A 12,865-nucleotide genomic window follows, 5' to 3' on the forward strand; every position below is an offset into this window, starting at 1 on the left:
GGTCAGGACTACCATGATGGGCGTCGCGTGAATGTCGGTTACCAACATTTGGAGCCACTCCAACGTGGTCGGATCGATCCAGTGCAGATCTTCCATGATGAAGACCACGGGCTGTTGTGCCGCTCTACGGAAGGGAATGGTGGCCAGCGCGCGCATGGTTTGCTGCTTTTCCTGCTCGGGCGTCGAGTTGGCGGACGCATACTGAGTGTCTAACGGGATGGCCAATAGGTTCGAGAACAGCGGGATCGTCTCGGTCAGTGGCAGCCCGCTCTCGACCAAGAAGCCTTCCAATTTGGAGCGCTTTTGCGCCACCGAGTCTTGGCGCTCGAATCGGAGAACCACCCTCTCCAGCAGATCGATTAAGGGGTAAAGGGCCGTATGTTGGTAGAACGGCGAGCATTGGCACTGGGTGAACCACGCCCGATCTCCAGCGGCGTGTTCTGTGAGTGCTCGAACCAGACGGGATTTACCGATCCCTGCCTCGCCTCTGACAAGGACGACCTGCCCGCGGCCGTCCACGACCTGACCCCAGCTCTTCTCTAGCCGCCGCAGTTCGGCCGCACGTCCCACGAGTGGAGTGAGACCAGCGCTGCCGAGGGCGTCCAAGCGCGTCCGCGCTGTGCTTTCGTATAGGACCCGGTACGCCGCGAGCGGGGCGGCCACCCCTTTGAGCGAAGGAGTACCCAGCGACTCGCAGGCGAACAGTCCACCGAGCAACTGGTATGTCAGTGGCCCAATGACAAGAGTGTCGGGGCCAGCCGCACCCTGCAGTCGCGCCGCGATGTTTGGGGTGTCTCCGAGCACCATGTCGTCGTGACCCGTTCCGTGCATCAATTCGCCGATTACCACCAGCCCGGTATGGCAGCCCAACCGCACAGACAAAGACACTCCATGTTTTTTGGAAATGACGGTATTCAGCCCTTTCACCGCCTCAATGATGCCCAGCCCCTCGCGGACGGCTCGCTGGGCATCGTCTTCATGCGCGCGTGGAAAGCCGAAGTAGACGAGCAGGCCATCGCCGAGGTAGTTGCCGACGTGACCATCGAAGCGAGCAATTACTTTTTCGCAGGCCTCGTAATAGGCCTTCATGACTTCGCGCCACTCTTCGGGGTCGAACTGGCTGGCCAGCGGCGTTGAGTCCACGAGGTCGCAGAACATGACGGTGAGTTGTCGCCGTTCGGCATCTGAATGGGCACCGGGCGTCCAAACCAGCCCCTGCCCGTCCTCAGTGACGACATCGGAGTGCGCGTACAGGAGCTCTTCCCGCAGTGCCTCGAGTTGGTTGTCGTCCAATTCGAGATGCGCCTGGAGCGCTCGGTAGGACACCCGTCGTCGGCTGCGCAGGAGTTCAACCGCCTGGTCGAACACGACGTAGAAATCCATCAGCGTGATTCACCTCGCTAGATCAATGCTGCAGGAAAATCATCGACGTTTAGCAGGATTCGCGAACCCAACGAACGTTTGTAAGGATTAGCGGCCGGGCAAGCGTTGCCGCAAACGCCCGGCGATGGTGAGCCGAACGCGGACCGCTGCGCGATGGTTTGCCTGCGGGGGTGGTACATCCTGCACCACCTAGACCGCGGTGGTGGAGAAACCGAAAGAAGATCTACGTAAGCAGTACGGGCGGTCGCCGTAGATCCGAGAGCCGTAGACGTGGCGATCTCTGCGCTAAATGTCCTGTTTTCGCCTGTTCAATCCCTCGGAACGCCAGTCGCGGAGCATGAATCGACTGAGGGTCGGCGTTCTGGCTAGAAAGCCGCACTAAACGGAGAGTTAGGGGAACAGCGCGAAAACTCACCCACCCGAGGGCTGAGGAGGTCGGTGGGTGGCGAACCAGTCGAGCAATAGGTCGCTAACTGCACCTGGAGCATCGTCGAGCATCCAGTGCGAGACGCCGCGCAGGATTTCGAATCGGTATTCGCTTCTGACGTAGTCACCGCACGCACGGGCACCGGCGCCCATGATGGTGCTGTCCTGGTCGGCCCACACGTACATCGTCGGCACCGACCTGATGATGTTTTGGCTCCACCCGCGCACGTCGGCAAGCAGCATCGCGCGGTACCAATTGAGGGCACAAGTGAGCCTGCCCTGCTCGGTCATCGCCCGTGCGTCGCGGTCGGCGGCCTCACACGTTTGTCCCTTGCACTGCAGAAGACGCGACAGACCAGACCCGCTGCTGTCCTTGCCGAGCAGCAAATGCTCGGACACGCCGGGCAACAGAAAGAAGTAGATGTACCAGGAAGCGAGTGCCTGGCGGCTCCGCACGAAGGACTTGAGCCAAGCGGTGCCGTGTGGCACCGAAAACGGCGTCGCCGTGATAAGGCGTTGTGGCATGTCCAATGCCGCCTGCCACACCACCGCGGCACCAAAGTCGTGCCCGACAAGGTGGACCCTCTCGGCGCCAACCGCATCGATCAGCGCCCGCACATCCTCCATGGATTCCGTGAACCGATAATCGCGCAGCCGCGTCGGAAGGGCACCCAAGGAATAGCCGCGTTGGTTCGGAGCCAGACACCGATACCCCTTCGCCGTGAGGCGCCGTATCACCGCGTTCCAGCTCGTGTTCAACTGAGGAAAGCCGTGTAGCAGGATCACAATTGGCCCATCTTCAGGCCCAGCATCGATGACGTCAAAGACAAAGTCGCCACGGCGGAACTGATCCATTGGCCTAGTATCACCGGCAGCGGCAATCCCTGAGTAAAGACCAGCCAACTGGCAGCACTCACAGTGTCGCCGCGGCGGCGGTAGTCTGCGGAGCCGGGCTGATGATGTCAAATGAATGAGAGCTGGCCGCACGCCACCCTCGACCCGTGCGGAGACTGGTTTCCATCACCTCGGCTGACGTGTCTACCCCGTTCCACCTGGAAGTGGTACATCTTGCACCACCGAGACGGCGATTGTCGAGAAGCCCGCCGACGAGGACGAGCACTCCGGTCACCACCACGGCCACGCTCACTAGAAGCACCTGATGCAAAAGCCCTCGCGCGCCTGGCGTGTCGAGGGCTTTTGCGTGTGGTCGCGAATCAGGCACTATTGCGGGCCGGACAACACGCCTTAAGTGATGCAGTTCTGAGGTAACGGTCATGGGTTTACGCCAGCGGGTGTTGGCGACGGTCGCCGGGCAGCTCGGCCGGCCACATGGTCTGGTAGGTCGCGGTGTCGCGGTACTGCTCAACCGCGGCAATCGTCAGGCGGTGGCCGGCGCCGCGGATGCGACGGAAGCAACGGCCGGGCAGACGGTGGCTGACATCGGTTTCGGTGGTGGCCTAGGGCTGGAACTGCTTCTGCACCGGGTCGGCCAGCAGGGGACCGTCTACGGCGTGGAGGTCGCCGACGACATGCTCGCGCGCGCCCGGGCGCGCTTCGCCACGGAGATTGCGGCCGGCTCTCTCAGGCTTGTTAATGGTTCCCTGGCCGCGTTGCCGCTCGACGACAAGTCGCTGGATGCGGCGATGACGGTCAACACCGTGTACTTCATTACCAACCTTGACGCAGCATGCACCGAACTGGCACGCGTCCTGCGACCCGGGGGCCGGGCGGTTTTGGGCATCGGTGATCCTGACGCGATGGCCCGCTTGCCATTCACAGCGTATGGGTTCAAGCTCCGCCCGGTCGTGGAGGTAGTTGCCGCTTTGCGGAAGGCGGGATTCGAGGATGTCGAGCAGCGCCGCCTCGCCGATGTGGCGATCCCACACCATTTGCTCATTGCCCGCATCGCCGGCTAGACCGCGGCGGCGCTGGCGTCACTACTCGACCACGGTCACCATCACGGCCACGCTCACTAGAAACGCACGATATGAAGCACCCCCGGCTCAACGGCCGGGGGTGTTTCGTTTGTGCTGCGTTTTACGCCGCTGGACCGGCTAGCATTGGGGCCCGCACATCGGGGGCCTCGATAAGGAGCAAGACGCGATGAGGGTTTCCCAGATGATGCTCGTCGGCCCATTGGCAGCAACGATCCTGGCCGCGTCGGTGGCCGGCTGCAGTAGCACTCCCTCGTCATCGACGACGAAGTCGGGATCGGCCACCTCAGCTACCACAACCGGGAGCTCAAGTCCCAATTCTTCGGCGCCGGCACAGCCGAGCGGCTACACCGCGCTGTTGATCCAGGCGACAGATATCGATGCGCCGATGCCCTTCGTCGCTGGCTCGCCGACAAACAACCCCAATGGCCAACCGGGCGCCTCGGTTACCTTCAGTAGCCAACCCCACCCCGAAGATCAGAGCGGCGTCACCGTCAAAGACGTCCATATCATCGACACCATCCAAGTCCTGCCGGATCCGGCCGCCGCCACGAGCGCGCTGAACACCGCAAAGACGGGTCAGGGTCTGGTGAAAGACCCGAAAACGGATTCGTCCAATGTTGGCACCGGCGGAACCATGTTGTCGGGTACGTCACCGGACGGTTCAAAGGAGGTGACGGTGCTGATGTTCACCGAGGGCCGCGGTTTCGTCACGCTGGAGTTTGTTGGCGGGTCGGACTCGCCCCCGCCGCCGCCAGACTTCGTCACCGACGTCGGTCAGAAGCAAGACGCGGCCGTCAAGAAGTGGCTCGGCGGCTGACCGAGTTCATGCCATAGTCGCTGGACCAAGGCTGAGCCCCACGGCAGTAAGTTCGAAACACCCCCGGTCAACCGCCCGGGGGTGTTTCGTTTTGCCATGGAGCGCATCTGGCAGTGGGCGTGGGATCGGTACAAATCCAGGTATTCGTGGGCATGCTGGGCGCTCACTCTCCCCCTTGCACTTCCGGTTTATCTCGCCTGGTCGATGGGCATTGTCGCTTTCGAGAGGTCTGATCGCTACATCCACGCGGCCGTAGTGACCACGGTCGCCGTGCTCGTGTACCTCTATGTGCTGGCTGCTCCCGGCGGAAGGGATGCGCGCCTCATTGAGCGGTGGGCCGCTGATGAAGACGTTGATCGAGAGAGCGCACTGCGCGCCACCTACAGCTATGGCCGGAGCCTGATTACGAAGGGGGTGCTCTTCACCTTTGTTTGGGTCGCGGCGCTGTTCGTTGGTATCGGGGTAATCGCCGGAGCGAGCGGGTCGCGGCTCATCCAGTACGCGATTATGGGCGCCGTCGCCGGAACTGCAGGCCAGCTGATCACTGTGCACAGCTACGTCGAATCAACCCTGCGGCCCGCCAGGGCTGCGATCGCCGCGGATACGGAGATCGGCGATTCCCTGCCTCGCTCTCGCCCGGCGTTCGGCACGTGGACCAACGTGGCCATGCTTGCGGTTGGGTTCGCGTTTGCGGTCGCGGGCGCAATTCTGGGAGCCGTGTTAGGCGCGGCCAGGCACGGCCCTTGGCTCACGATGGTGATCGGTGGTGTACTGGTGCTCGTCGTCGGGCCGTCGGTTTGGGCCGCGTACTCGCCACTCCTGCAACCCATTCGCGATCTCGCCGCAGGAACTGAGCGTGTTGCAGCCGGGGATTTCACCCAACGCCTGCCGGTGGTGCAAGACGACGACCTCGGCGCGCTGGCGGCGTCATTCAACCGCATGCAAGCGGGTCTGACCGAGCGGCAACGACTTCAGGCCGCGTTCGGAACCTATGTCGACCCGGCCCTGGCGGCGCGGCTGCTCGAGCAGGGTGACGATGTCTTCACCGGCGAGCGCCGTGAGGTGACGGTGATGTTCGTCGACATCCGGGACTTCACTCCGTTCGCGGAGGCGAATACCGCCGAGGACACGGTCGCTCGCCTCAATGCGCTATTCGAGATCGTTGTGCCGGCCGTCGTCGATGTCGGTGGGCACGTCAACAAGTTCCTCGGCGACGGTGCGCTGGCGGTCTTCGGTGCCCCGAACGACCTCGCCGATCATGCCGACGCCGCAGTAAGCGCCGCGGTGGTGATTCACCGTCTGGTCGCCGAGCGATTCGGGGGCGAGCTCCGGATTGGCATTGGGATCAACACCGGCAAGGTGATTGCCGGGACCATCGGCGGCGGCGGCAAGCTCGAGTTCACCTTGATCGGTGATGCTGTCAACGTCGCCGCCCGCGTCGAGCAGCTCACCAAAACCACCGGTGACGCGATCCTTCTCACGCACCACACTGTCGACGCCCTGCCTGTTCGACCATCCGGACTGTCCGACCGCGGATCACACGCCCTGAAGGGAAAGTCAGCCGAGGTGCAGGTCTTCGGCCTCGACTTAGCGGTGGATCGCCTCGGCTGAAATGGCTTACCAACAGGTGTAGCCGCCGTCGATGACGATGTCGGAACCGGTCATATAACTCGACGCGTCGCTGGCGAGATACAGGTATATGCCGACGAGTTCCTCCGGCCGGCCCAAACGTCCGAGTGGGATCTTCGGTTCCCACAACGCGTGGTACTCGGCGTAGGGCTGCACGAGTTCGGTAAGGATGTAGCCCGGGCTGACGCTGTTGACCCGGATGTTGTGCGGTGCGAACTCCACGGCCATTGCCTTGGTCAGCTGGATGACGGCTGCCTTCGAGGCGCAGTAGTGGCCTACTGGCTGCGGGGTATTGATGATGTGGCCCGACATCGACGCCGTGGTGATGATGGTTCCGGCGCGTTGCTGGGCGACCATGGCCTTCGCCGCGGCCTGTGCGGTGAGGAAGACACCGGTGACGTTGGTGTTCTGGATGCGCTGGAAGTCCTCCAGTGGCATGTCCAGCAGACTGTCGAAGGCGATGATCCCGGCGTTGCAGACCGCGATGTCGATCCCGCCCAACTCGTCGTTGACTCGGTTCAGCATGGTGGCCACCAACTCTGGCTGGGTGACATCGCAGGGGATGGGTATCGCCGTCCCGCCGCCGGCGGTGATTTCTGCGGCCACTTCCTCTAGCGGCTCATGATGTCGGCCTGCGAGCGTCACTGCAGCCCCGGCTTGCGCGTAAGCCAGCGCCACTTGCTTGCCGATACCGCTCGAGGCGCCAGTCACCAGAGCTTTCTTGCCATGCAGCTCAAATAGACTCGCTACGTTCACTTCCGCACCCTTCGCCCTGGTCCACGGGAACTGTATCGCTGCCGATTCGCAGGCAGGGGTCAGTGCGGACTCCTCGGGGAATAGTATTGAACAAAATAGTATTGTTCAATACAGTTATGAATGAAACGAATACAGACGGTAGGTAGGCGATCATGGACGTATACGAGGCAATCACCAGTCGACGAGCGGTGCGCGGATTCACCGACCAGCCCGTGTCGAAGGAGGTGCTGGAGCGCGTCCTGTCCGCCGCAGCGTGGACGCCGTCCGGATCGAACGTTCAGCCGTGGAACACCTATGTGCTGACCGGCGCGCTGCTGACCGAGCTCAAAACGCGCGCCGTCGAGCGCGTGGCGCACGGTGACCCGTGGGACATGCGGGAGTACCAGATGTACCCGCCCGAGATGAAGTCGCCGTATGGCGACCGCCGATCCGCCTTCGGCAAGGAGCGCTACAGCGCACTCGGCATTGCACGCGAGGACTGGGAGGCGCGTCAGCGGGCGGCCATTGCGAACTGGAACTGTTTCGGCGCGCCCGCGGCTCTGTTCTGCTACATCGATCGCGACCTCGGCCGGCCTCAATGGGCCGATGTCGGAATGTATTTGCAGTCCGTCATGCTGCTACTCCGCGCCGAGGGGCTGCATAGCTGCCCGCAGATGGCATGGTCGCAGGTTCGAGAGACCGTTGCGGAGGTCTTGTCGCCTCCGGACGGGCTGATTCTCTTCTGCGGCATGTCAATCGGGTACGAGGACCCCGCGGTGAATTACGTCCGCACCGGCCGGGCACCGCTCGACCAGACGGTCACGTTCGTCGACGGCTAGGTGTTCACGTCATGACCGCCAAAGCTCGTCGGCAACCGATCACCCCGCGAGCAACCGATCGTCCCGGGGATGCTTCGCCTTTCGCTCTCGGGTTGCTTCTGCGGCGCGCGCACTGGCACGCGGCGGCTGTGATGTCGGATGCGCTTCGGCCGCTCGGCATCGAGTTGCGACATTTCGCCGTGCTGCTTGTCCTGGTCCACCGCGGGCCCACCGAGCAGCGTGACTTGGTGCAGGCAACCGGCTCGGACAAGGCGGGGATCATGCGGGTCGTCGACGATTTGGAGCGCAAGGGGCTGGCCGTGCGAAAGTCCGTTCCGGGGGATCGTCGGGTGCGCGCGGTGGAGATCACCCGCAAGGGCGTTGAACTGTTCGACGCCGCGCACGTAGCCGCGCAGCCAATCGCCGAGCGCCTGGTTTCCGTGATGGGGCCCGGCGAAGCCGAACAACTGACGGAGCTGCTCACCCGATTCACCTCGCAGGCCGAGGAGTAGGCGCCCGGCCGGCCAAGCAATCAGCTTGTCGTCGGAGGTATTTCGGTCTCAGATCCTGCATGGCAAAGGCGCCCGGTAGGGTGCACCTACCTGGAATCTCGACATCCGACATTGAAGTCGTCCAACTGATTCACCCGGGAGCACAGCGGCGCTCCCGCCGATAACGATAGGGACGACGCATGAGCATGGCTTACCTGGCGCAACCGGAACAACAGCAGCAATTGGAATGGCTCGACGGCGGGACGTTGGCGATCTTGCTCGATGGCAAGGCCACAGATGGCCAGTTGATGGTCGGACGCTTCGATGTCAGCGAGGGCGAAGCGCCCCCGTATCACAAACACACGCGTGAGGATGAGGTCTTCATGCTGATCAAGGGGACCGCGTTGCTCTGGTACGACGACGACGAGATGGAGCTATCGGAAGGCGGTATCGTCTTCTTGCCCAAGAACATTCCGCACGCATACCGCATCACATCCAAGAAAGCGGATCTGCTCATGATCAACACCCCCGCGGGAATCGAAGGCATGTTCCGCTACGCCGGTCGTGACAAAGCAACGCCGCGTCCGGAGGGTTTCGAAATCTCTCCCGCGCGGATGGCCGAGGGCGCGGACAAGTTCGGACAGGTCATTCTTGGCCCGCCGCGCTGACCTTGCGCGGCACCGTCGGCCCCCGGCCAAGCGATCAGACCTTGGAACCCAGCCCGGCGATCAGGTTGATCGTGACCGCTAAGACGACCGCGCCGAGGAGATAGGACAGCAGCGCATGGCGCAACACCGTCGCCCTGATTGCCGTCAATCCGATCTCGGTGTCTGACACCTGATAGGTCATGCCTACGGTGAAGGCCACATATGCGAAGTCCCGAAACCGGGGTGGCTCCGGGTCGTGGAAGTTGATTCCACCCGGCTTGTCCGAGTAGTAGAGCCGCGCGTAGTGCACGGTGAACAGTGTGTGCACGGCAAACCAGGATGCCGCTACGGTCAAGATGCCGACCACGGCGGCCTCCACGGCGCCGGGTCCCGACCGCGATGCCGCGGCGACCACGTAACCGACGCCGCCCAGGCTCGCGATGCTTGCCGACACGATCACCGCGTCGGCTACCCACCGGGTGGGGTCCTCCTTGGTCACATATTTGCAGGTTTCATCTGCATCCATTCCGCCCAGGATGAGCCGCGTCCACACCACATAGACACCGGCGGTGACGATCCAGCCCGCCAGCGCGAATCGCCAGCCGACGGTGTTGCCCACCGCGACAGCAACGGCAACTCCGAGCACGGCGGCAATCACTATTCGAACCGCGACCGTTTCGCGGGACAACATAACGAGGGATTTCACAATCCCGACCTAAGCACCCGCGCACGCCATTCCCCTGTCAACGGGCAAACAGTTGCACAGATATTTTTCATCGGCGGGTCGCGCCGCGTCGGGATTGGCGCTTGCCTCGGAACCTATGGCGTTTGACCCTGAGCGCGAAGGGCTTTGGCATTCCTGGTGTTTCGCCGGCCTGAATCAACTACCGGGAGGGAGATTAGAACCCGTCACGGTCGTTGTCGGCGTGGACGTGAAGGTCGGGCTCGTGACGGTGACGGTGCTCGTGCTCGTGGACGGCGGCGGCACCTCAACCGTGGTGGTGATCGTGGGGACGGTAGTCGTTGTAGTCGTGGTGGAGGTCGCCGTGGCAGCCGCGGCAATCACGCCGCAGGCCACCCGCTTGCCCGAATCACCAGTGGCGTTAGTGCCCAGGTTGTCCGCGGTTTGGTGGAGGACAAGCGCGGTACCCGTGCTGCTTCTCAGGTCTGCGGCGGTGAACAGGCTACTGGTGGTTACGAGTTTCGCCGAACCGTCGGAGCGCACTTGCAATGCGGTCAGGTCGCCGCTGGCCGGCGAACCAGTGTGGTCCGGCGCCTGGTAGACGGCTCCAGCGGAGGCGAAGTCCCCCGTCGACCCGCCCGTCGGCGACGCCGAATTGGCCTCGCATCTGCCTACCGAGTGAATTTGCAGCCCATGGAAACCGGGACTCAGGACCTGATTGGGACCGGCTTCCACGGTCACCGTCGCATAGCCATTCGCGAAATCGAAGGTGGCGTTGGCGACCACAGACCCATCCGCGCCCTTCAACTGTGTGGTCATCCGCTCTGTGCCGGGCGACTGTGACGTTGACGTACTAGGCTGGCTGCTCTGCTGATTGGTGCATGCGCCTAACGGCGCGACGGCCGCGGCGAGCATCGCGACCGCAAAGGCTACGCCGGATTTCATCCGCTGGTGCTACCCAAATTTGGCGAGGTCGAAACCGCTGAATCGCGGTCGTGGGGGTCAACCGGTCCGTGCCTCGCGGCCGGAGTCGATGTGGAGGCCTTGCCCTTCTGGTTGGGCGTCCTGGCCGTCGCGGGGGCCGTCCTCGTCGGTCGCGGGTTGGCGAGGGGGCAACCCCTTGCGCAACGTGCCCAGCAATTCCCGATACGGACCGACCAGGTAGACGGTGTCGTCGGCCCGAAGCCGCTCGTTGCGGCTTGGACGCAGTTGGACCGGTGTGCCCTGCCGGCAGACCGCGATGACCCGGATTTGAGTGGACACTTCGAACATCTGCAGCCCATCGAGTTCGCTGCCCGGCGCCACCCGCATCGCGCCGACCATGAACGAACTCTGACCGACCGAAAACGTCCCCAGCACCTCCAGGCCACTCGCGGCGCCAATGAACCAGGGCGCGGCCAGTTCGACGGTGGACCGGACGTGGTCAAAACCGAACCGCTGAGCAATCGCGAAGCCCAACGCGCGGTCATAGACACGCAGCACGAGCGGAACGCCGCCCCGCCGGTTGATCTCGGGCAGCACCCGCGGTCCCAGCATCTCGGCCAAGATGATCCCGGTCTCGATGTTGATCATGTCGTCGCGGGTCACCACCGCCACCGCACGGGCACGGTCCACCCGCGCCGATTCCAGCGTCTGGATCAGCGTCGCGTCCCCGAAGATGACCGGCACGTCGAGTTCGCGCGCCATGGACAGGAAGCGGTTTTCCTCGTCGCGTTCGATCACCGCCACGTCGTGTCCGGCGGCGACCAGATCGCTGACCACGCGGATCCCGAGCTCGCTGAGCCCGACGACGATGATGTGGTTGCGCAGATGGCGCACTCGCGGGCGCGCGGTCGCGTTGACGAAGCGCTGCGACAACAGCACGTCGGAGATGAACGCGACGAGCAAAGCGATGGTGGTCGCTCCGCCGAACATCAACATGGCCGCAAACAGGCGTAGCCAGGTGACTTGATGGCCAAAGCTGAAGTCACCGTAGCCTGTGGTCGTGATCGTCTCGACAGTGAAGTACAACGCGTCGATCCACGACATCCGCGGCCGCTGATAGTTGAAGTGCAACACCGACATTGAGGTGATGACCAGAAAGCCCGCGGCCGTCAACGCCGGATAAAACGCCGGGTTGAAATCATTGAGCACCACCCGGATCGCGTCGAGCACCCGCCGCAACCGAGGCCGTCGTGCGCGTGTTCCCCTGGGCACCCGAACCTTGACGCCGCGATCGGCCGCCTCGTCGGCGGTCCCGATCATCACCGTCCAGTCACCGGCGTGCACCTGATGATCCCGACTCGGACAAGCCACCACGTCGCCGGGATTAGGGGAATTATCGCCATGAATGACCGCTACCGGCGCCAAGTCGCCGTAGAGTTCGCGCAGCGTCGCGTCGCGGGGGGCTTCGCTGCCGGAGGCCACGAATTTGATGCCGGCGGCCTCGAACGGGTGCGCGGTGTGCGTCAGGCAGGCTTCGACGACCGACGACGCGGAGAGTTCGGCGACGTTGAAGATACCGCCGGGCCCATTGTCGTCGGCTACCGCTTCGCGCAGCACGTCGTTGGTCAGCCGGGCAACCACCCGCAGGTCTGGGTTGGCTCTCCTTGCCAGCAAGGCGATTTCGAGATTGAGCGCGTCGTCATCCCCAGCGCAGACTACGGCGATCGCACGCATGACTTCGGCGCGAACGAGCTCGCGAGCGACGCCGATGTCAGCAAGCTTTGCCTTGTCCAGCTTGACAACACGCGCGCCGGCCCGTTTCAGCTCGTCGACAATCGTGGTGGCTAGCGCATCGTCACCGCTGACAATGATGTGATGATGCATACTCTCATCCGCTACTCGGGAATACCTGACCGCGATCGAGTCCAAGACTCAGCGCAGGGAGACACAGGCTTTGCCGATGCCGTTACTGGTGAAGGTTACACCACGGCTTTGAGTCGTCCGGCCGCAACACCCAACTTTGCTGGCGGCAAAATCCCGTCGTCGCGTCACCGCGGCCCGGCGGTGGCCGCGGCCAGGGCGACTAGAGGTTAAAGCTATTCCTGCACAGGATCATTCGCTCATGACGCTCACGCCTCGAACCGATAGCCCATGCCGGCCTCGGTCAGCAGATGGTTCGGATGCGATGGATCGTCCTCGAGCTTGCGTCTCAGCTGCGCGAGAAAGACACGCAGATAATGAGTTTCCTTCGCATACTTCGGTCCCCAGACCTCTCGGAGTAACTCCTCGCGCCCGACCAACTTGCCGCGATTGCGCACCAGCATTTCCAGCATGCCCCATTCGGTCGGGGTCAGGTGTACCTCCTCGCCGTTCTTG

At 63.2% G+C, this 12,865-nt stretch carries 13 protein-coding genes; 6 read left to right on the forward strand and 7 right to left on the reverse strand.

Annotation, left to right across the window (positions count from 1 at the left end; genetic code table 11):
• Positions 1–1,383 (reverse strand): AAA family ATPase (locus WB785_RS10370; protein WP_424078928.1); only part of this gene is annotated, 1,383 nt, incomplete at its 3' end.
• Between the two features lie 411 nt (positions 1,384–1,794).
• The gene (locus WB785_RS10375; RefSeq protein ID WP_424078930.1) at positions 1,795–2,664 is read right to left on the reverse strand and encodes an alpha/beta fold hydrolase; all 870 of its coding nucleotides are present in this window, start codon (positions 2,662–2,664) and stop codon (positions 1,795–1,797) included.
• A gap of 419 nt (positions 2,665–3,083) precedes the next feature.
• On the opposite strand from WB785_RS10375, the gene WB785_RS10380 reads away from it, so the two are divergent.
• The 3 genes from WB785_RS10380 to WB785_RS10390 all read left to right on the forward strand — a co-directional run bounded on the left by WB785_RS10380 (position 3,084) and on the right by WB785_RS10390 (position 6,174).
• Positions 3,084–3,725: a class I SAM-dependent methyltransferase gene (locus WB785_RS10380; RefSeq protein WP_424078931.1), complete on the forward strand. Its 642-nt coding sequence runs from the start codon at positions 3,084–3,086 to the stop codon at positions 3,723–3,725.
• Positions 3,726–3,930: 205 nt separating this feature from the next.
• Positions 3,931–4,563, forward strand: coding sequence for a hypothetical protein (locus tag WB785_RS10385; protein WP_424078945.1), 633 nt, complete (start codon positions 3,931–3,933; stop codon positions 4,561–4,563).
• Between the two features lie 96 nt (positions 4,564–4,659).
• Positions 4,660–6,174: an adenylate/guanylate cyclase domain-containing protein gene (locus WB785_RS10390; protein ID WP_424078932.1), complete on the forward strand. Its 1,515-nt coding sequence runs from the start codon at positions 4,660–4,662 to the stop codon at positions 6,172–6,174.
• 6 nt (positions 6,175–6,180) lie between these two features.
• Here WB785_RS10390 and WB785_RS10395 read toward each other — a convergent pair whose 3' ends face one another.
• The gene (locus tag WB785_RS10395) at positions 6,181–6,948 is read right to left on the reverse strand and encodes an SDR family oxidoreductase (RefSeq protein WP_424078934.1); all 768 of its coding nucleotides are present in this window, start codon (positions 6,946–6,948) and stop codon (positions 6,181–6,183) included.
• Between the two features lie 152 nt (positions 6,949–7,100).
• Between WB785_RS10395 and WB785_RS10400 the strand changes: the two genes are divergently transcribed.
• From WB785_RS10400 to WB785_RS10410, 3 genes are all read left to right on the forward strand, one after another.
• Complete coding sequence (locus tag WB785_RS10400) at positions 7,101–7,766, forward strand: nitroreductase (RefSeq protein ID WP_424078935.1); 666 nt, start codon at positions 7,101–7,103, stop codon at positions 7,764–7,766.
• Positions 7,767–7,777: 11 nt separating this feature from the next.
• The gene (locus WB785_RS10405) at positions 7,778–8,257 is read left to right on the forward strand and encodes a MarR family winged helix-turn-helix transcriptional regulator (RefSeq protein ID WP_424078936.1); all 480 of its coding nucleotides are present in this window, start codon (positions 7,778–7,780) and stop codon (positions 8,255–8,257) included.
• Positions 8,258–8,436: 179 nt separating this feature from the next.
• Positions 8,437–8,904: a cupin domain-containing protein gene (locus WB785_RS10410; RefSeq protein WP_424078938.1), complete on the forward strand. Its 468-nt coding sequence runs from the start codon at positions 8,437–8,439 to the stop codon at positions 8,902–8,904.
• Positions 8,905–8,938: 34 nt separating this feature from the next.
• Here the strand turns inward: WB785_RS10410 and WB785_RS10415 are convergent, their stop codons facing one another.
• The 4 genes from WB785_RS10415 to WB785_RS10430 form a co-directional block, all read right to left on the reverse strand.
• Complete coding sequence (locus tag WB785_RS10415) at positions 8,939–9,574, reverse strand: DUF1345 domain-containing protein (RefSeq protein WP_424078946.1); 636 nt, start codon at positions 9,572–9,574, stop codon at positions 8,939–8,941.
• A gap of 189 nt (positions 9,575–9,763) precedes the next feature.
• A complete protein-coding gene (locus tag WB785_RS10420) occupies positions 9,764–10,510 on the reverse strand; it encodes a superoxide dismutase family protein (protein ID WP_424078940.1) in 747 nt (248 codons plus the stop codon).
• 57 nt (positions 10,511–10,567) lie between these two features.
• The gene (locus WB785_RS10425) at positions 10,568–12,373 is read right to left on the reverse strand and encodes an NAD-binding protein (protein ID WP_424078942.1); all 1,806 of its coding nucleotides are present in this window, start codon (positions 12,371–12,373) and stop codon (positions 10,568–10,570) included.
• 245 nt (positions 12,374–12,618) lie between these two features.
• The coding region (locus WB785_RS10430; protein ID WP_424078944.1) for a winged helix-turn-helix domain-containing protein at positions 12,619–12,865 on the reverse strand (247 nt) is incomplete at its 5' end.

The organism is Mycobacterium sp. (assembly GCF_049585075.1).
Lineage (GTDB): Bacteria > Actinomycetota > Actinomycetes > Mycobacteriales > Mycobacteriaceae > Mycobacterium.

Excerpts from the sequence above, each read along its gene's own strand:
- WB785_RS10405 (WP_424078936.1), top strand. The coding sequence starts at position 7,778 with ATGACCGCCAAAGCTCGTCGGCAACCGATCACCCCGCGAGCAACCGAT.
- WB785_RS10415 (WP_424078946.1), bottom strand. The coding sequence starts at position 9,574 with ATGTTGTCCCGCGAAACGGTCGCGGTTCGAATAGTGATTGCCGCCGTG.
- WB785_RS10420 (WP_424078940.1), bottom strand. The coding sequence starts at position 10,510 with ATGAAATCCGGCGTAGCCTTTGCGGTCGCGATGCTCGCCGCGGCCGTC.
- WB785_RS10390 (WP_424078932.1), top strand. The coding sequence starts at position 4,660 with ATGGAGCGCATCTGGCAGTGGGCGTGGGATCGGTACAAATCCAGGTAT.
- WB785_RS10375 (WP_424078930.1), bottom strand. The coding sequence starts at position 2,664 with ATGGATCAGTTCCGCCGTGGCGACTTTGTCTTTGACGTCATCGATGCT.
- WB785_RS10400 (WP_424078935.1), top strand. The coding sequence starts at position 7,101 with ATGGACGTATACGAGGCAATCACCAGTCGACGAGCGGTGCGCGGATTC.
- WB785_RS10410 (WP_424078938.1), top strand. The coding sequence starts at position 8,437 with ATGAGCATGGCTTACCTGGCGCAACCGGAACAACAGCAGCAATTGGAA.
- WB785_RS10425 (WP_424078942.1), bottom strand. The coding sequence starts at position 12,373 with ATGCATCATCACATCATTGTCAGCGGTGACGATGCGCTAGCCACCACG.
- WB785_RS10385 (WP_424078945.1), top strand. The coding sequence starts at position 3,931 with ATGCTCGTCGGCCCATTGGCAGCAACGATCCTGGCCGCGTCGGTGGCC.
- WB785_RS10380 (WP_424078931.1), top strand. The coding sequence starts at position 3,084 with ATGGGTTTACGCCAGCGGGTGTTGGCGACGGTCGCCGGGCAGCTCGGC.